This is a genomic window from Rathayibacter sp. PhB1 (assembly GCF_004362935.1).
Taxonomy (GTDB): Bacteria; Actinomycetota; Actinomycetes; order Actinomycetales; family Microbacteriaceae; genus Rathayibacter; species Rathayibacter festucae.
In genome coordinates, this window is record NZ_SNYD01000001.1 from 121,640 (window position 1) to 137,995 (window position 16,356).

Below are 16,356 nucleotides of genomic sequence, written 5' to 3' on the forward strand. Positions count from 1 at the left end.
GTCCGTCGTCAGCGCCCGCCTCCTCGGAGGCGGGCCTTTCGGCGTCCGTGCTGCAGCTGCGCGGCGCCGGTCTGCGCTTCGGCGACCGCGAGCTCTGGGGCGGCGTCGACCTCGACGTGCGGGCCGGCGAGTTCGTCGCGGTGCTCGGCGCCAACGGCTCCGGCAAGACCAGCCTCCTCCGCGCGGTCCTCGGCCAGCAGCCGCTCAGCAGCGGCGAGCTGCGCGTCCTCGGCGAGCCGGTGCACCGCGGCAACCGCCGCATCGGCTACATCCCGCAGCAGAAGCTCGCCGACGAGGGCACCCCGCTGCGCGCCCGCGACCTGATCGGCCTCGGCATCGACGGCCACCGCTTCGGCCTGCCGCTGCCCTCGCGCTCCCGCCGCGCGCAGGTCGACGCCCTGCTCGCCTCCGTCGGCGCCACCGACTACGCCGACGCGCCGATCGGCAGCCTCTCCGGCGGCGAGCAGCAGCGCGTCCGCGTCGGCCAGGCGCTCGCCGGCGACCCGGCCCTGCTGCTCTGCGACGAGCCGCTGATCGCCCTCGACCTCGCGCACCAGCGCGCAGTCAGCGAGCTGATCGACCGGCACCGGCGCGAGCGGAACCTCGGAGTGCTCTTCGTCACCCACGACGTGAACCCGGTGCTCGGGATGGTCGACCGGGTGCTCTACCTGGCCGGCGGCCGCTTCCGGATCGGCACCCCCGACGAGGTGCTGCGCTCCGAGGTGCTCAGCGAGCTCTACGACGCGCCGGTCGACGTGATCCGCGCGCGCGGCCGCGTCATCGTGGTCGGTGCCCCCGACCACTCGCACGTGCACGAGCACGAGGAGGAGCGCGCATGACCGACGACGTCTGGTCGCAGATCTTCGACTTCTCCGACTACAGCGCGCTGCTCGCGCTGCTGCTGAACTCCGTCATCGCGGGCGCCGTCCTCGGCGTCGTCGGCGGGCTGATCGGCGTCTTCGTGATGTCGCGGGACATGGCCTTCGCCGTGCACGGGATCAGCGAGCTGTCCTTCGCGGGCGCCTCGGCCGGGCTGCTGCTCGGCGTCGGCGTGGTGCAGGGCTCGATCGTCGGCTCGCTCGTCGCGGCGCTGCTGATCGGGCTGCTCGGCTCGCGCGCGCGCGACCGCAACTCGATCATCGCCGTGCTGATGCCGTTCGGCCTGGGCCTCGGGATCCTCTGCCTCGCGCTGTACCCGGGGCGGAGCGCGAACAAGTTCGGCCTGCTCACCGGGCAGATCGTCGCGGTCGACGACCCGCAGCTGGGCTGGCTGATCGCGATCTCGGTCGTCGTCGTGATCGGGCTCGCGCTGATCTGGCGTCCGCTGACCTTCGCGAGCGTCGACGCCGACGTGGCGGCCGCGCGCGGCATCCCGACCCGGGCGCTCTCGATCGTGTTCATGCTGCTGCTCGGCCTCGCCGTGGCGGTGTCGGTGCAGATCGTCGGCTCGCTGCTGGTGCTCGCGATCCTGGTCACTCCCGCGGCCGCGGCGCTGCGGATCTCCGCGTCGCCGGTGCTCGTGCCACTGCTCAGCGTGCTCTTCGCCGTCGGCGCGCTGGTCGGCGGCATCCTGCTCGCGCTCGGCGGCTCCGTCCCGATCAGCCCCTACGTGACCACGATCTCGTTCACGATCTACGTCGTCTGCCGGATCATCGGCCGCAAGGGCGTGCGGCGGCCCTCGCGCCGGCACTCGCCGGCCGCGGTCGGGGCGGGGGTATAGCGTGGCGCGGGTCGTGAAACGGGAAGGCGGACCGGTGGTCAAGCGGAACACGTGGCAGCGCGAGGCCGTGCGCGAGGCGCTCACCCAGCGCGAGGACTTCGTCAGCGCCCAGGGGCTGCACAGCGCCCTGCACGCCTCGGGCTCGCCGATCGGCCTGGCGACGGTCTACCGCGCCCTGTCCGACCTCGCGGTCGAGGGCGAGGCCGACTCGCTGCAGTCGCCCGAGGGCGAGAGCCTCTACCGTGCCTGCACGCCGGGCACGCACCACCACCACCTGATCTGCCGGCGCTGCGGGCTGACCGTCGAGATCGCGGCGGACGCGGTGGAGACCTGGGCGCACAGCGTCGCGGCGCAGAACGGCTTCACCGACGCGCACCACGTCGTGGACGTCTTCGGGCTGTGCGCGGAGTGCACGCGGGCGGTCGCCGCGGCGGAGTGACGCCGCCGCGTCGCGGTTCGTGCGCTCGGGCTCGCGGTCTCCGGTCGCCAGGGCTCAGGCCCGTGCGGCTCAGGCCGGTGCGGCTCAGGCCGGGTGCGGCTCAGGCCGGCAGGAAGATCCCGGCCGCCCGGTCCTTGACGACGGCGCCGGCCGGCAGCACCCGCCCGCTCATCGCGAGGTAGACGCCCGGCGGCAGCAGCTGCACCGCCGCGACGGCCGCGCCGAGGTTGAAGGCGGCGTCGCTGTCGCGCATCCGCGCGGGCTGCATCGCGCCGGTCAGCACGACGACCCGGTCGCGGACCGCGCCGAGCGCCTCGGCCGTCAGTGTCATCGTGTCGGTGCCGTGGGTGAGGACGATGCGGTCCTCCTCGGCCGAGAGCACGCGCTCGCGGATCAGCGCGCGGTCGGCGTCGTCGAGGTCGAGGCTGTCCTTCCGCAGGACCTCCTCGACGCGGAACTCGAGCGTCGACAGCACGGGCTCGAGCAGGCGCGGGATCGTCGGCGCCCCGATCTCGAGCTCGCCCGCGAGCGAGTACTCCTTGTCGATGGTTCCGCCGGTGGTGAGGACGAGGATGCGGTCTGACACCCGAACAGACTAGGCCGGGCCTCCGACACGGCACATCCGTGCGCTTCGGGCGCTGCCGGGCACTCCGGCCCGCTCGATCGGGAACGATGGGGGGATGGCCTCCTCCACTCCGTCCCTGATCCGCACCGGCGCCAAGGTCCTCCTCGGCTCCGCCCTCGTCTTCGCGGGCGTCAGCCACCTGACCCGCGCGCGCGAGGAGTTCCAGGCGCAGGTGCCGGAATGGGTGCCGCTGGACAAGGACACGGTCGTGCTCGCCTCGGGCGTCGTCGAGATCGGCCTCGGCGCCTCGCTGGTGCTCGCGCGCCGCCGGGCACCGCTGGTCGGAGCAGCCGCCGCCGCGTTCTTCACCGCGATCTTCCCCGGCAACGTCTCGCAGTACGTCACGAAGACCAGCGCCTTCGGCCTCGACACCGATCGCAAGCGCGCCGTCCGGCTGGTCTTCCAGCCGCTGCTGGTGGCCTGGGCGCTCTGGTCCACGCGCCGGCCGCAGCGCTGATCGGCGCTGCTCCTGCAGAACATCGGCTGAGAGCACGTCTCATCGCCGATGGCCGATGACGCGGCCTCTCAGCTGATGTTCTGCTCGCCGTCCGGCTCCAGCAGCGGCGCGAGCAGCTCCTCGATCGCCCGCCGGGCTCCGTCCGCGTCGCCCGCGGCGATCGACTCGACCAGCAGCGCGTGCTCGCGGGCGTGCCGGTCCTCCTCGCCGACGACGTCGTCCTGCAGCACCGTCTCGAAGAGGCCCGTCAGCCCGTCGTAGAGCTCGAGGAAGAGCGCGTTGTGGGTGGCGGCGACGACGGCGCGGTGCAGCGCGGTGTCGGTCGCGGTCCGCTCGGCGAGGTCGTGTCCCTCCCAGGAGCGGGTGCGCGCCGCCAGCAGGTCCCGCAGCGTCTCGACGTCCTCCGTCGTCCGGCGCTCGGCGGCCAGGGCGGCGGTCGCCCCGTCGATCGCGAAGCGCAGCTCCAGGCCGTCCCGCCGGTCCGCGCTGGGCAGTCGCCTCCGGAGCGACGTGGTGAGCTGCGAGCGCGCGATCACGAAGGTGCCGCGCCCCTGCTCCCGCCGCACCAGCCCCGACTGCACGAGCGTCTGCACGGCCTCGCGCACGGAGTTCCGCCCGGCGCCGCTCCAGCGCACCAGCTCCGGCTCCGTCGGGATCCGTGCGCCGACGGCCCAGCGGCCGGAGCGGATCTCCTCGTGGAAGAGCGCCGTGACGTGGTCGATGACGCTCTCGCGGCGGAACGGCTCCGGTGCGCTGAGGTCGACCGACCGGGGCTCCGGCGCGCTAGGCTCGGCGGGATTCATCCCATCATCCTACCCAGGGCAGGCCGCCATGACGTCCACCGTCGTCACCCCGCAGAGGACAGCGCTCCTCGCACTCGCCGCGATCGTGATGACGGCGCTCAATCTCCGGACGGCCGTCACCGGCTTCAGCCCGCTGCTCGAGACGATCGGCGCCGACCTCTCCTTCGGACCGTCGCTCTACGGCGCCTTCGGCACGATCGTCACCGCGTCCTTCGCCGTCTTCGGCGTGGTCGCCGCCCGAGCCGCCCGCCGCTTCGGCCTCGAGCGCACCCTCGCCGCAGCGACGCTGGTGACCACCGCGGGCCTGGTGCTCCGCGCCCTCAGCCCGAGCCCGCTCGCGCTGGTGCTCGCCTCGGTCGTCGCCTTCGCCGGAGTGGGGACCTCGAACGTCCTGATCGTGCCGATCGTGAAGCGCTACTTCGCCGATCGGCTGAAGACGATCAGCTCGCTCCACCTCGCGCTGCTCCAGGCCGGGCAGTTCGTCGCCCCGCTGGTCGCCGTCCCGCTCGCCTCGGCCCTCGACTGGCGCTTCGCCGTCGGCGTCTGGGCGGTACTGACCGCGATCGCCTGCCTGCTCTGGACGGCACTCGCCCGGCGCGGCGAGGCCGGCGCCGCCGCGGCCGCCGCGCCCTCCGGTCTGCCCGGCGCCTGGCGCACCCGCCTGCTCTGGGCGATGGTCCTGATGCTCGGCATGACGGCGCTGAACACCTACGCGATCATCACCTGGCTGCCGACGATCCTCGTCGACGCGGGCGCGGACCCGGCGCAGGGCGGGGCGCTGCTCGCCCTCTTCTCGATCTTCGGGCTCGGCGCGGCCTTCGTCGTGCCGCCGCTGACCCTGGGGATGCGGAACCCCTCGATCGTGGTGGTGGTCTGCGTCGTGCTGCTCGCCGTCGGCTACGTCGGCCTGATGGTCGCGCCGCTCGCCGGCGCCGTGGCCTGGGTGGTCTGCCTCGGCCTCGGCGTCAGCACCTTCCCGATGACCCTCACCCTCGTCAACGCGCGCACCCGCAGCACGGCCGGCTCGTCGCTGCTCTCCGGAGCGACGCAGGGCCTCGGCTACGCGCTCGCCTGCGCCGGGCCGCTGCTGATCGGCCTGCTCTACGAGGCGCAGGGGAGCTGGACCGGCTCGTACGTCCTCCTGCTGGCGAGCCTCGTCGTGCTGCTGGTCAGCGGGATCGCGGCGAGCCGTCCGCGCTTCCTCGAGGACGAGGCGTCGGCGCGCTGACCTCCGCCGACTCCGGTGCCGCGAGCTGCAGCGCTGCCACCACGCGGGTCAGGCCGAAGCGCCAGGCGCTCTCGACGTCGCCGCCGAGGGTGAAGGCGCCGTTGATCTCCATGCCGATGAAGCCGGTGGCCCAGGCCGTGAGGGTGCGCGCGGCCTCGAGCGCGTGCTCCTGGCCCGCGAGCCCGGCGGCGACGCGGAGGACGGAGGCGCTCGCCGCGTCGCGGAACTCCTGCCGGGCCACCGGCGTCCCGGGTGCCGGCGCCATCACCAGGAGGAAGGCGGCGGGCCGCTCGCGGCCGAACGCGCGGAAGGCGCCGGCGAGCTCGGCGGCGTCCTCGATCGGCTCGACGCGCGCGGCGAGCTCGCCCAGCGTCGCCTCGGCGACCAGGCGCAGCAGGGTGTCGCGGCCCTCGACCCGCTTGTAGAGGGAGGGGGCGCGCACGCCGACGCGCTGCGCGACGGCCTGCATCGTCACGCCGGCGAGCCCCTCCTCCTCGAGGATCTCGGCGGCGGCGCGGACGATCGCGTCGAGGGAGGTGCGCTCAGGAGTGGGCATGCCTCCACTATAGCTATTGACAGTAGCTATGATGGCTAGCTACCGTAGCCATCATGGAACTCGCCCCCCACCTCCGCCGCATCGGCTCGGACATCGTCGCCGCCTACCTCGTCCACACGCCCGAGGGCGTGACCCTCATCGACGCCGGCCTGCCCCGGCTCTGGCCCGAGCTGCTCGCCGAGCTGAAGGCGATCGGCCGCTCCGTCGACGACATCAGGGGAGTCGTGCTCACCCACGGCGACTCCGACCACATCGGCTTCGCCGAGCGGCTCCGGCGCGAGCACGGCGTGCCCGTCTTCGTGCACGAGGCCGACGCCGAGCGCGCGAAGGGCGGGAAGAAGCCCGCGAACGGCAAGCAGTCGATGAAGCTCGGCGCTCTCGTCGGCTTCCTCGGCTACTTCCTGCGGAAGGGCGGGGCGCGCGTCCCCCCGCTGACCGAGGTCGTGACGGTGCGGGACGGCGAGACGCTCGACCTCCCGGGTGCTCCGCGGATCATCGGGCTGCCCGGCCACTCCGCCGGCAGCATCGCGGTGCACGTGCCGATCGCCGACGCCGTGTTCGTCGGCGACGGCCTCACCACGCGCCACGTGCTGACCGGCGCGACCGGGCCGGCCCCCGCGCCGTTCACCGACGAGCCGGAGCAGGCGCTCGCCTCGCTGCAGCGCCTGCTGCCCACCGGCGCCACCTGGGTGCTGCCCGGCCACGGCGCGCCGTGGGGCGGGGGCGTGGCGGCCGCGGTCGCAGCCGCGACCCGCGCCTAGGCGGAGCGCGCGGGGGCGTGTCGAGCGGCGGAGCCGCTTCGCGTCCCGGTGGTGAGAAAGAGGACGCGGAGACGGCTCACTTCATGCTGGTCGAGTAGCCCCGCAGGGGCGTATCGAGACCCGCCGTCCCCAGCAGGGCGGGTCTGCGGACTCAGCTTCTGGCGCTGGTGGATCTCGATACGTCCGCTGCGCGGCCTACTCGATCAGCATGCGTTCCGCGCAAGACGAGTTGTGCATGCCCGCCGCTTGATGCTGGTCGAGTAGCCCCGCAGGGGCGTATCGAGACCCGCCGTCCCCAGCAGGGCGGGTCTGCAGACTCAGCTTCTGACGCTGGTGGATCTCGAGACGTCCGCTGCGCGGCCTACTCGATCAGCATGCGCTTCCCCCTGCCCGCGAGGTGATCGTCGGAGGCGCCCCCTCCGCTCGCTAGGACGCGGGGACCAGGTTCCAGCGCGCCGTCAGCAGCTCGACTCCCTTGTCGAACGTCGTCGACCACGCCGTCGCGTCGTGTGCGCTGTCCGGCACCTCGAGGTAGGCGGTGTCCATCCCGGCGGCCTGCGCGGCGGTGTGCAGGGTCTGCACCCCGGCGAGGAACGAGGTGTCGTTCGCGCCGACGCCGAAGACCGCGAAGGAGTCCTTGTAGGGCGCGTTCTTCGCGAGGATCGCCGCGGGCTTGGCCGCCTCGTAGGCCGCCGCGTCGCCGCCGAAGCCCTGCTGGATCGTGGTCGCGTCGTCGCCGAGCGTCGGGGCGAGCTCGCCGGACGCGTCGACGATGTTGCCGAAGAGCTGCGGATAGCCGGCGCCGAGCTGGATCGCGCAGGTGCCGCCTTGCGAGAGGCCGCCGATCGCCCAGTGCTGCGCGTCGCCGAGCACGGGCAGGTTGGCGCGGATCCAGTTCGGCACGTCGACGGTGAGGTAGGTCGCGGAGTTCCCGAGCGGCGAGTCGATGCACATGGGGTTCGCGGTCGGGTCGCCGAGCTGGTCGGGCGAGACGACGATCGGGGCGAGGCCGGCGTGCGCGGCCGCGTAGGTGTCCAGGGTCTGCTGGAGGTGCTCGACCGCGAGCGGGTCGGAGGGCGAGCCGGGCTGGCCGGAGAGCATCATCATCACCGGCAGCAGCGGCGGGTCCTCGGTCAGGGCGGCCGGCGGGAGGTAGACGACGGCGTCCCGGGCGGGGAAGCCGGACTTCGTGGCGGGGATCGCCACGTTGGTGACGCTGCCCGCGGTCGGCATCCCGGCGGGGGCGGTCCAGCTGTCGAGCGAGGCGTGCTCGCCGGCGGGCGTCGGGATCGGATCGGCCACGGTCGGGTAGGCGCTGATGCCCAGGAGGCTGCGGACGGTCGGGTACTGGCCGAAGTCGATGTTGACGGTCATCGCCGCGGTCGCGACGACGAGGACGCCGACGAGCGCCGAGGCCAGCACCCGCCGGCCGCGCCGGCGGACGAGGGCGTGCACCAGGACGATCAGCGCCACGGCGAGTCCGCCCAGACCGAGCCCGATCCAGACGCGGGTGACGGGGGTGAAGTCGACGCCGAAGAGTCCGCCGGTGCCGCCGAGCAGTCCGCCGAGTGCCCAGCCGGCGAGCAGGCCCAGGAGCAGGACGGCCGCGGCCAGCGCCAGGCGGCGGCGGCGACCGCGGCGGGCGGAGCGCGTGAAGGCGAGGACGAGCAGGAGCAGGGCGAGACCCGACACCGCGTAGACCGCGACCACCACCGGCCCGGAGACGAGGCTGAGCCCGAGGAGTGCGTTCATGGGTCGATCCGGTCGTCGAGGGGCGGGGCCGCGCGGGGCGCGGCGGCGGTCAGTCTGGCGCCGAGGTCTGGGTGCGGTCTGGATGATCGCTGGACGGATCGGGAGGTGGCCGAGGCTCCTCCCCAGGCGCTCGTCCTGCGATGCTCCCACCGATCGTGCGCAACCCCGCGCGGCGCGCCTCCGGAGCCGCCTACCGTGGAGGAGCAGCAAGCCGCCTCCGGCGCCCTCACGAAGGAGCTCGACCATGACGCAGAACCCCCGCACCCCCGCCCCCGGAGCCCGCGCATGAGCCGCGGCGTCGCCGTCGTCACCGGTGGCACCGCCGGTCTCGGCCGCGCCACCGTCCGCGAGCTGGCCTCCCGCGGCTGGGACGTCGCCGTGCTCGCCCGCGGCGAGGACGGTCTCGCGGCCACGCTGGCCGAGATCGAGCAGGCCGGCCGCCGCGGTCTGACGATCCCGACCGACGTCGCCGACCGCGAGGCGGTCGAGTCGGCCGCCGACCGCATCGAGGCCGAGCTCGGGCCGATCGAGCTCTGGGTCAACGACGCGATGGTCGGCGTCTTCGGCGAGTTCCTCTCGACCGAGCCGGCCGACTTCGAGCGCGCCGTCGCGGTCAACTTCTTCGGCTTCGTCAACGGCACCCGCGCGGCGCTCTCGCGGATGACCCCGCGCGGCCGCGGCCACGTCATCCAGGTCGGCTCGGCGCTCGCGCACCGGGGCATCCCGCTCCAGGCCGCCTACTGCGCCTCGAAGTTCGGCGCCCGCGGCTTCACCGAGGCGGTCACCGCCGAGCTGCTGCACTCGAAGAGCAGGATCAAGCTCTCCGAGGTCGACATGCCGGCGCTCAACACCATCCAGTTCAACTGGGTGAAGTCGCAGCTGCCGCACCACCCGCAGCCGGTGCCGCCGATCTACGAGCCCGAGGTCGGGGCGATCGCGATCGCCGACGTCGCCGACAAGCCGCGCCGGCGCACCTGGGTCGGCGAGCCGACCGCGGGCACCATCCTCGGCGACCGCTTCGCCGGCGCCTTCATGGACTGGTACCTGGCCCGCAGCGCCTTCGACGGCCAGCAGGCGCCGGACAAGAAGGAGCCGATGCTCCCGAACAACGTCTACGAGCCGGTCCCCGGCGACCACGGCGCCCGCGGTCTCTTCAGCGACCGCGCGCACACGATGACGCCGCAGATCTGGATGATCCGCCACCGCGCGGCGAGCTACGCCGGTGCGGCCGTGCTCGGCGCGGCCGGCCTGGTCGGCGCGGTCGCGGCCCTGCGGAGGAAGTGACGTGGTCGACGCCGTCGTCGTCGGCTCCGGCCCCAACGGGCTCTCCGCCGCGGTCACCCTCGCTCGCGCCGGGCTCTCGGTCGCGGTCTACGAGCGCAACGAGACCCTGGGCGGCGGCGCCCGGACCGCCGAGCTGACGCTGCCCGGCTTCCACCACGACATCGGCTCGGCCGTGCACCCGATGGCGCTCGCTTCCGGTTTCTTCCGCCGGTTCCAGCTCGACCGGCGGATCGACCTGCGGCTGCCCGAGATCTCCTACGCGCACCCGCTCGACGGCGGCCGCTCCGGCATCGCCTACCGCGACCTCGAGCGGACCGCCGCGGCGCTCGGGCGCGACGGTGCGGCGTGGCGCTCGCTGATGGGTCCGCTCGCCGAGCGCGCGGATCGCGTCGCGGGCTTCACCAACGACGCCCTGCTGAAGATCCCGACCGACCCCTCGGTGCTGCTCCGCTTCGGGCTGCGCGTGCTCGAGCAGGGCTCGCCGCTCTGGAACGCGCGGTTCCGCGAGGAGGTCGCGCCCGCGATGTTCGCGGGCGTCGCGGCGCACGCGATCCGGCCGATGCCGAGCCTGTCCACGGCCGCCGCGGCGCTCGCGCTCGGCTCCTACGCGCACGCGCGCGGCTGGCCGGTGCCGGTCGGCGGCAGCCAGGCGATCGTCGACGCGATGGCGGACGACCTCCGCGCCCACGGCGGCACCATCGAGACCGGAGTGGAGATCACCTCGCTCTCGCAGCTGCCGAGCGCGCGCGCCGTGCTGCTCGATCTCACGCCGAGGGCGCTCCTCGCGCTCGCCGGCGACCGCCTGCCCGGCCCCTACGCCTCCGCTCTGGGGATGTTCCGCTACGGCAACGGCGTCGCCAAGGTCGACTTCGCGCTCGACGGACCCGTCCCCTGGACCGACCCGGAGCTCGCCGGGGCCGGCACCCTGCACGTCGGCGGCACCCGCGCCGAGATCGCCGCGGCCGAGCGCGACGTCGTCCAGGGCCGCCACAGCGAGAACCCGTACGTGCTGGTCGCGCAGCCCTCCGTGCTGGACCCGACCCGCGCGCCGGAGGGCAAGCAGGTCCTCTGGGCGTACACGCACGTGCCGCGCGACTCGCCGGCGCACCAGCGCGAGGCGATCACCGCGCAGATCGAGCGCTTCGCCCCGGGCTTCCGCGACCGCGTTCTCGCCGTGTCCTCGATGACGGCGCGCGACATGCAGGCCTGGAACCCGAACTACATCGGCGGCGACATCGCGGCCGGAGCGGCGAGCGTCGCGCAGCTCCTCTCGCGGCCGATCCCCTCCTCCGACCCGTGGCGCACGCCCGCGAAGGGGCTCTACCTCTGCTCGTCCTCGACGCCGCCCGGCCCGGGCGTGCACGGGATGGCCGGCTGGCACGCTGCCCGCAGCGCGCTCCGGCACGAGTTCGGGATCCGGCGGGCGCCCGATCTGGCGCCCTCGCCCTCGCCCGATCCGGGCCGGTCGACGGGGCCGGACCAGGGGGACGCGGCGGATCTGGCACGCTGAGACGCGGGCGGCACGACCCGCCCGCGTTCCGCCTGAGCCTCGAAGGAGCCCGCGATGTCCCGCAACACCCGCGTCTTCCACTGCCCGCCCGAGTCCGTCTTCGCCGTCTTCGCGTCCGGCTGGCTCTTCCCCTCCTGGGTCGTCGGCTCGTCCCGGATGCGCCGGGTCGGCCGCGACTGGCCGCACGTCGGCTCGAAGCTGCACCACTCCTTCGGAGTCTGGCCGCTGGTGATCGACGACGAGACGACGGTCCTCGAGTGGGACCCGTCGAGCCGCTTCATCATCCAGGCGGCCGGCTGGCCGATGGGCGAGGCGCGCGTCCGCCTCGAGGTCGAGCCGCACCGCGACGGCTGCCGGGTCCGCATCCACGAGACCGCGGTGAAGGGGCCGGGCACGCTCATCCCGAAGCCGCTGCTGCACTCGTTCCTCTGGGTGCGCAACATCGAGACGCTCCGCCGGCTCGCGCACATGGCGGAGGCGGGCGCCAACGGCCGCACCCTGCCGCCGGCCGCGCTGGCCTCGCCGAAGGACCGCGCCGGGCTCGACTCGCCGAAGCACGTCGGCTGGCGGCTCTTCGGCACGGTCGCGTCGGTCGCCGTCGGCTCGCTCGCGCTCCGGGCCGTCCTCGCCGTCGCACGCCGCGCCCGGAGCTGAGGTCCGGGGCGGCTCCCGGGAGCCGCCCCGCCCCGGTCAGACGATGCGCTCGACGAGCCGGACGTGGTGCACGGCCACGCGGGTCGGCTCGCCGGCGAAGGCGGCCTCGCGCTCGGGGGAGGCGAGGTAGGCCTTCTCGATCTCGGCGAACGCCTCCGCGTCGCCGGGGGTGCTGACGGCCCAGACGAACTCGTTCACCTCGCGGTCGGCGAAGGCGAACTCGATCGTGAAGCCGTGCGCGGCGCGGGCGGGGACGATCTTCGCGCGGTACCAGGCCAGGAAGTCGTCCATCACCCCGTCGACGAGCTCGTAGCGGCGGAGCTGGACGGTGCGGTTCTCGGAGTCGCTCATGCCCTCGACGGTACCGGGCCGAGTCGCTGCCGGGCCGCGCGCTACGCTCGCCCTTGTCGTCCCGGCGCCCGCCCCGCCGCACCCGTCCCCGCAGGAGGCCCGCCCTGGATCCCCGCCGTCAGCGCGCGATCGCCCTCCTCGTGGCGGGCTGCTTCTTCATGGAGAACCTGGACGCGACGATCGTCACCACCGCTGCGCCCGCGATCGGCGCCGACCTGGGCGTCGACTCCGCCGCCGTCGCGATCACCGTCACCGCGTTCCTGCTGACCGTCGCGGTGCTGATCCCCGCCTCCGGCTGGCTGAGCGAGCGCTTCGGCGTGCGCCGGGTCTTCACGACCGCGATCGCGGTGTTCACGCTCGCCTCGCTGCTCTGCGCGCTCAGCCCGACCCTGCCGCTGCTCGTGGCGGCCCGCGTGCTGCAGGGCGTCGGCGGCGCGCTGATGGTGCCGGTCGGCCGGCTCGCGGTGCTGCGCGTGACACCGCGGGAGGGGATCATCCGCGCCATCGCGATCCTGGTCTGGCCCGGGCTGGTCGCGCCGATCCTCGCGCCCTTCGTCGGCGGGCTGCTGACGACCTACGCCTCCTGGCACTGGATTTTCCTGATCAACCTGCCGCTGGGCGTCGTCGCCTTCGTGATCGCGCGGCGGATCATCCCGGCCGGCGTCGAGGCCTCACCGCCTCCACTGGACGTCGTCGGCCTGCTCCTGGTCGCGGTCGGACTCGGCGCGCTGGTCGGCGCGACCGGCTTCGTGACCGGCAGCGGCTCGGACACCGTCGCGCTCGGTCTGGCCGTGACCGGCGCACTCGTCACCGCCGTCTCGGTGCGACACCTGCGCCGCACGCCGCACCCGCTGGTGCCGCTGGACGCCTTCCGCTTCTCCACGTTCCGGGTGGCGAACGCGAGCGGCTCGCTCTACCGGGCGACGATCAACGCGGTGCCGTTCCTGCTGCCGCTGCTCTTCCAGGACGCCTTCGGCTGGAACGCGGTGCAGGCCGGCTCGATCGTGCTCGCGCTCTTCGTCGGCAATCTGGCGATCAAGCCGGCGACGACCTGGCTCCTGCACACGGTCGGCTTCCGCGGGGTGCTCGTCGCGGCGAACGTCGTCGGCATCGCCTGCATGGTCGCGATGGCGTTCCTCGATCCGGACGTGCCGATCCCGGCGATCGTGGCGCTGCTGGTGCTCAGCGGGGTCGCGCGCTCGGCCGGCTTCACCGCCTACAACACGGTCACCTTCGCCGAGGTGGCGCCCGAGGGGATGTCGGGCGCGAACACCCTCAGCGCGACGACCCAGCAGATCGCCGCGGGCTTCGGCGTCGCCGCCGGCGGCATCGCTCTGGCCGCGGGCTCCGCGTTCGGTCCCGGTCTCGTCCCCTACCGCTTCGCCTTCCTGACGCTGGCCGTGCTGACCCTCGTCCCCCTGATCGCCGCCGCCCGCCTGCCCCACGACTCCGGCAGCACCCTCACCCGCTGACCCCTCCCGCGAGATGCCACTTGTGCGCGCGTTCTGCGGCGTGTCGCGCTCATAAGTGGCATCTCGCGGCGGGGATCAGAGGTGCAGGGGGGTCAGAGGTGCAGGGCCAGGCCGTCGAGGATGTCGTGGGCCGTCGTCGTGACCGTCGTCACGGCGGGGGAGACGTCCTGGACGGCGCGGAGGACCTCGGACCAGATGGCGGCGCCGGCGCCGAGGACGTCCTCGCGGCCGGCGCGGACGTAGGGGAGGGCGGCGGTCTCGACGGGGGAGAGCGCGGCGAGCTCGTCGCAGGCGGCGAGGACGTCGCGGATCGGCAGGGTCGCCTCGAGCGCGTCGCGGTCGTAGGCCTCGAGGCGGAGGACGTGCGCGGTCACCGTCAGGACCGTCGCCGCGACGCCGACGACACTGCGCGCGGCCGAGAGGTCGACGGGGGAGGCGGCCAGTGCGCGGCGGACGTCGGCGCGGATCGCGGCGCGCTGCTCCGCGGTCGGCGCGCCGCCGCCGGCGCGGTGGCGCTCGGTGAGCCGGACGCTGCCGACGTCCATCGAGTGCGCCTGCTCGGGGTCCGCTCCGCCGAGCACCAGCTCCGTCGAGCCGCCGCCGAGGTCCACGACCAGGACGGGCCGGGGCGCGTCGACGGCCGAGAGCGCGCCGCGGAAGGAGAGGGCCGCCTCCTCCTCGCCGCTGATCGTCTCGGGGCGGACGCCGATGATCCGCTCCACGGCGCCGAGGAAGTCCTCGCGGTCGGCCGCGTCGCGGGTCGCCGAGGTGGCGACGAAGCGGACGCGCTCGGCCCCGGCCTCGCGGACCAGCTCGGCGTACTCGCGGGTCACGGCGAGGGTCCGCGCGAGCGCCTCCGGGTCGAAGCGGCCGGTGCGGTCCACGCCGTGGCCGAGCCGGACGAGCTCGGTGCGGCGGAGGACGTCGACGAGGCGGCCGTCCTCGACGTCCGCGATCAGGAGCCGGAGGGAGTTGGTGCCGCAGTCGAACGCGGCCACGCGGGTGGCGGTCATGCCGACAGTCTGCCCGGCGGCCCCGCCGCTAGATTGGCAGGGACGAGCCGAAGGAGCCCCCGTGCACGAACACCACGTCCGCGTCCACCGCAGCGACGAGGACCTCCCGCGCCACGGGCAGCTCGCCCACGCCCTGGCCGAGGTCGCCGCCGATCCCGTCGAGGTCGAGGCCGAGGTCGCCGAGATGGTGGTCAACCGCGTCATCGACAACGCGGCCGTCGCCGCTGCGTCGCTGGTGCGCCGCCCCGTCGTCGCCGCGCGCTCGCAGGCGCTCGCGCACCCCGCCTCCATCGGCGGCGAGGGCGCGACGGTGTTCGGCGTCGACCCGGGCCGCCGCGTCTCGCCCGAGTGGGCCGCCTGGGCGAACGGCGTCGCCGTCCGCGAGCTCGACTACCACGACACCTTCCTCGCGGCCGAGTACTCGCACCCCGGCGACAACATCCCGCCGCTGGTCGCCGTCGCCCAGCACACGGGCATCGACGGCGCCCGGCTGGTCCGCGGCATCGTCACCGGCTACGAGGTCCAGGTCGACCTCGTCCGCGCGATCAGCCTGCACCGGCACAAGATCGACCACGTCGCGCACCTCGGCCCCTCGGCCGCGGCCGGACTCGGCACGATGCTCGGCCTCGACGTCGCCGTGATCGAGCAGGCCATCGCCCAGGCGCTGCACACCACGACCGCCACCCGGCAGTCGCGCAAGGGCGAGATCTCGAGCTGGAAGGCGTACGCCCCCGCCTTCGCCGGCAAGGCCGCGATCGAGGCCGTCGACCGGGCGATGCGCGGCGAGACCAGCCCGTCGCCGATCTACGAGGGCGAGGACGGCGTGATCGCCTGGCTGCTCGACGGCCCGGACGCGTCCTACGACGTGCCGCTGCCCGACGCGGGCGAGGCCAAGCGCGCGATCCTCGACACCTACACGAAGGAGCACTCGGCCGAGTACCAGGCTCAGGCGCTGATCGACCTCGCTCGCCGCCTGCACCACGCGCACCCCGAGGCCGCCGATCCCGAGCGCGTCGAGCGGATCGTCCTGCACACCTCGCACCACACCCACTACGTGATCGGCTCCGGCGCGAACGACCCGCAGAAGTACGACCCGACGGCGTCCCGCGAGACGCTCGACCACTCCGTGCCGTACATCTTCGCGGTCGCGCTGCAGGACGGCGCCTGGCACCACGAGCGCAGCTACGCCCCCGAGCGCGCCGCCCGCCCCGACACCGTCGCGCTCTGGCAGCGCACGACGACGGAGGAGGACGCGGAGTGGACCCGCCGCTACCACTCGACGGACCCGGCGGAGAAGGCGTTCGGCGCGCGCGTCGAGATCCTGCTCACCGACGGCACGACGATCGTGGACGAGATCGCGGTGGCGGACGCGCACCCGCTCGGCGCGCACCCGTTCACGCGCGAGCAGTACGTCGCGAAGTTCCGCACCCTCGCCGCCGACGTGCTCGAGGAGGCGGAGGTCGAGCGCTTCCTCGACCTCGCCCAGCGCCTGCCTGAGCTGACCGCGGAGGAGGTCGCGCGGCTCACGATCGTGGCGGCGCCCGGCGTCCTCGCCTCGGTGGAGTCGCCGCGCGGGCTGTTCTAGGGGGCGGTGGATCTCGATACGCCCGCTGCGCGGGCTACTCGATCAGCATGAGGGGCCGCGCTCGTCGAGAGACGATGCGGCGCGCGCTCATGCTGGTCGAGTAGCCCCGGAGGGGCGTATCGAGACCCGGCGTCGTCAGCAGGGCT

The 16,356-nt window shown here is 74.1% G+C and carries 17 protein-coding genes; 11 read left to right on the forward strand and 6 right to left on the reverse strand.

Annotation, left to right across the window (positions count from 1 at the left end; translation table 11 throughout):
- The first annotated feature begins 47 nt into the window (after nt 1-47).
- The 3 genes from EDF17_RS00560 to EDF17_RS00570 are packed head-to-tail and all read left to right on the forward strand — an operon-like array spanning nt 48 to nt 2,159.
- Nucleotides 48-839 (forward strand): ATP-binding cassette domain-containing protein, encoded by a 792-nt coding sequence (locus EDF17_RS00560; RefSeq protein ID WP_243587249.1) that lies wholly within the window; start codon nt 48-50, stop codon nt 837-839.
- Nucleotides 836-1,720, forward strand: coding sequence for a metal ABC transporter permease (locus EDF17_RS00565; protein WP_123444684.1), 885 nt, complete (start codon nt 836-838; stop codon nt 1,718-1,720). The genes EDF17_RS00560 and EDF17_RS00565 overlap by 4 nt, the downstream gene beginning before the upstream one ends.
- Before the next feature lie 34 nt (nt 1,721-1,754).
- Nucleotides 1,755-2,159 carry a transcriptional repressor gene (locus tag EDF17_RS00570; protein WP_123444685.1) on the forward strand — a complete coding sequence of 135 codons (405 nt, stop codon included), beginning with the start codon at nt 1,755-1,757 and terminating at the stop codon, nt 2,157-2,159.
- Nucleotides 2,160-2,259: 100 nt separating this feature from the next.
- Here the strand turns inward: EDF17_RS00570 and EDF17_RS00575 are convergent, their stop codons facing one another.
- A complete protein-coding gene (locus tag EDF17_RS00575; protein WP_123444686.1) occupies nt 2,260-2,745 on the reverse strand; it encodes an asparaginase domain-containing protein in 486 nt (161 codons plus the stop codon).
- Nucleotides 2,746-2,839: 94 nt separating this feature from the next.
- On the opposite strand from EDF17_RS00575, the gene EDF17_RS00580 reads away from it, so the two are divergent.
- On the forward strand, nt 2,840-3,241 hold the full coding sequence (locus tag EDF17_RS00580; RefSeq protein WP_123444687.1) for a hypothetical protein: 402 nt from the start codon (nt 2,840-2,842) through the stop codon (nt 3,239-3,241).
- Between the two features lie 68 nt (nt 3,242-3,309).
- Here the strand turns inward: EDF17_RS00580 and EDF17_RS00585 are convergent, their stop codons facing one another.
- A complete protein-coding gene (locus EDF17_RS00585) occupies nt 3,310-4,044 on the reverse strand; it encodes an FCD domain-containing protein (protein WP_123444688.1) in 735 nt (244 codons plus the stop codon).
- A gap of 28 nt (nt 4,045-4,072) precedes the next feature.
- Between EDF17_RS00585 and EDF17_RS00590 the strand changes: the two genes are divergently transcribed.
- Complete coding sequence (locus tag EDF17_RS00590; protein ID WP_166649566.1) at nt 4,073-5,272, forward strand: MFS transporter; 1,200 nt, start codon at nt 4,073-4,075, stop codon at nt 5,270-5,272.
- On the opposite strand, the gene EDF17_RS00595 is transcribed toward EDF17_RS00590, so the two are convergent.
- Complete coding sequence (locus EDF17_RS00595; RefSeq protein ID WP_123444690.1) at nt 5,214-5,828, reverse strand: TetR/AcrR family transcriptional regulator; 615 nt, start codon at nt 5,826-5,828, stop codon at nt 5,214-5,216. The two genes, EDF17_RS00590 and EDF17_RS00595, sit on opposite strands and share 59 nt — an antisense overlap.
- A 53-nt stretch (nt 5,829-5,881) precedes the next feature.
- Between EDF17_RS00595 and EDF17_RS00600 the strand changes: the two genes are divergently transcribed.
- Nucleotides 5,882-6,589, forward strand: coding sequence for an MBL fold metallo-hydrolase (locus EDF17_RS00600; protein ID WP_123444691.1), 708 nt, complete (start codon nt 5,882-5,884; stop codon nt 6,587-6,589).
- Between the two features lie 426 nt (nt 6,590-7,015).
- On the opposite strand, the gene EDF17_RS00605 is transcribed toward EDF17_RS00600, so the two are convergent.
- Nucleotides 7,016-8,341 (reverse strand): alpha/beta hydrolase-fold protein, encoded by a 1,326-nt coding sequence (locus EDF17_RS00605; RefSeq protein ID WP_123444692.1) that lies wholly within the window; start codon nt 8,339-8,341, stop codon nt 7,016-7,018.
- A gap of 285 nt (nt 8,342-8,626) precedes the next feature.
- On the opposite strand from EDF17_RS00605, the gene EDF17_RS00610 reads away from it, so the two are divergent.
- The 3 genes from EDF17_RS00610 to EDF17_RS00620 are packed head-to-tail and all read left to right on the forward strand — an operon-like array spanning nt 8,627 to nt 11,789.
- Complete coding sequence (locus EDF17_RS00610) at nt 8,627-9,625, forward strand: SDR family oxidoreductase (protein WP_123444693.1); 999 nt, start codon at nt 8,627-8,629, stop codon at nt 9,623-9,625.
- A gap of 1 nt (nt 9,626) precedes the next feature.
- Nucleotides 9,627-11,135: an NAD(P)/FAD-dependent oxidoreductase gene (locus EDF17_RS00615; RefSeq protein WP_123444694.1), complete on the forward strand. Its 1,509-nt coding sequence runs from the start codon at nt 9,627-9,629 to the stop codon at nt 11,133-11,135.
- A 54-nt stretch (nt 11,136-11,189) separates the two neighbouring features.
- On the forward strand, nt 11,190-11,789 hold the full coding sequence (locus EDF17_RS00620) for an SRPBCC family protein (RefSeq protein WP_123444695.1): 600 nt from the start codon (nt 11,190-11,192) through the stop codon (nt 11,787-11,789).
- Nucleotides 11,790-11,825: 36 nt separating this feature from the next.
- Here the strand turns inward: EDF17_RS00620 and EDF17_RS00625 are convergent, their stop codons facing one another.
- Nucleotides 11,826-12,140, reverse strand: a complete 315-nt coding sequence (locus EDF17_RS00625; protein ID WP_123444696.1) for an NIPSNAP family protein — start codon at nt 12,138-12,140, stop codon at nt 11,826-11,828.
- Between the two features lie 53 nt (nt 12,141-12,193).
- Between EDF17_RS00625 and EDF17_RS00630 the strand changes: the two genes are divergently transcribed.
- Nucleotides 12,194-13,612, forward strand: a complete 1,419-nt coding sequence (locus EDF17_RS00630; RefSeq protein ID WP_243732747.1) for an MFS transporter — start codon at nt 12,194-12,196, stop codon at nt 13,610-13,612.
- 92 nt (nt 13,613-13,704) lie between these two features.
- Here the strand turns inward: EDF17_RS00630 and EDF17_RS00635 are convergent, their stop codons facing one another.
- Nucleotides 13,705-14,625: an exopolyphosphatase gene (locus tag EDF17_RS00635; protein WP_123444697.1), complete on the reverse strand. Its 921-nt coding sequence runs from the start codon at nt 14,623-14,625 to the stop codon at nt 13,705-13,707.
- 61 nt (nt 14,626-14,686) lie between these two features.
- On the opposite strand from EDF17_RS00635, the gene EDF17_RS00640 reads away from it, so the two are divergent.
- A complete protein-coding gene (locus EDF17_RS00640) occupies nt 14,687-16,210 on the forward strand; it encodes an MmgE/PrpD family protein (protein WP_243732748.1) in 1,524 nt (507 codons plus the stop codon).
- The last annotated feature ends 146 nt before the right edge of the window (nt 16,211-16,356 follow it).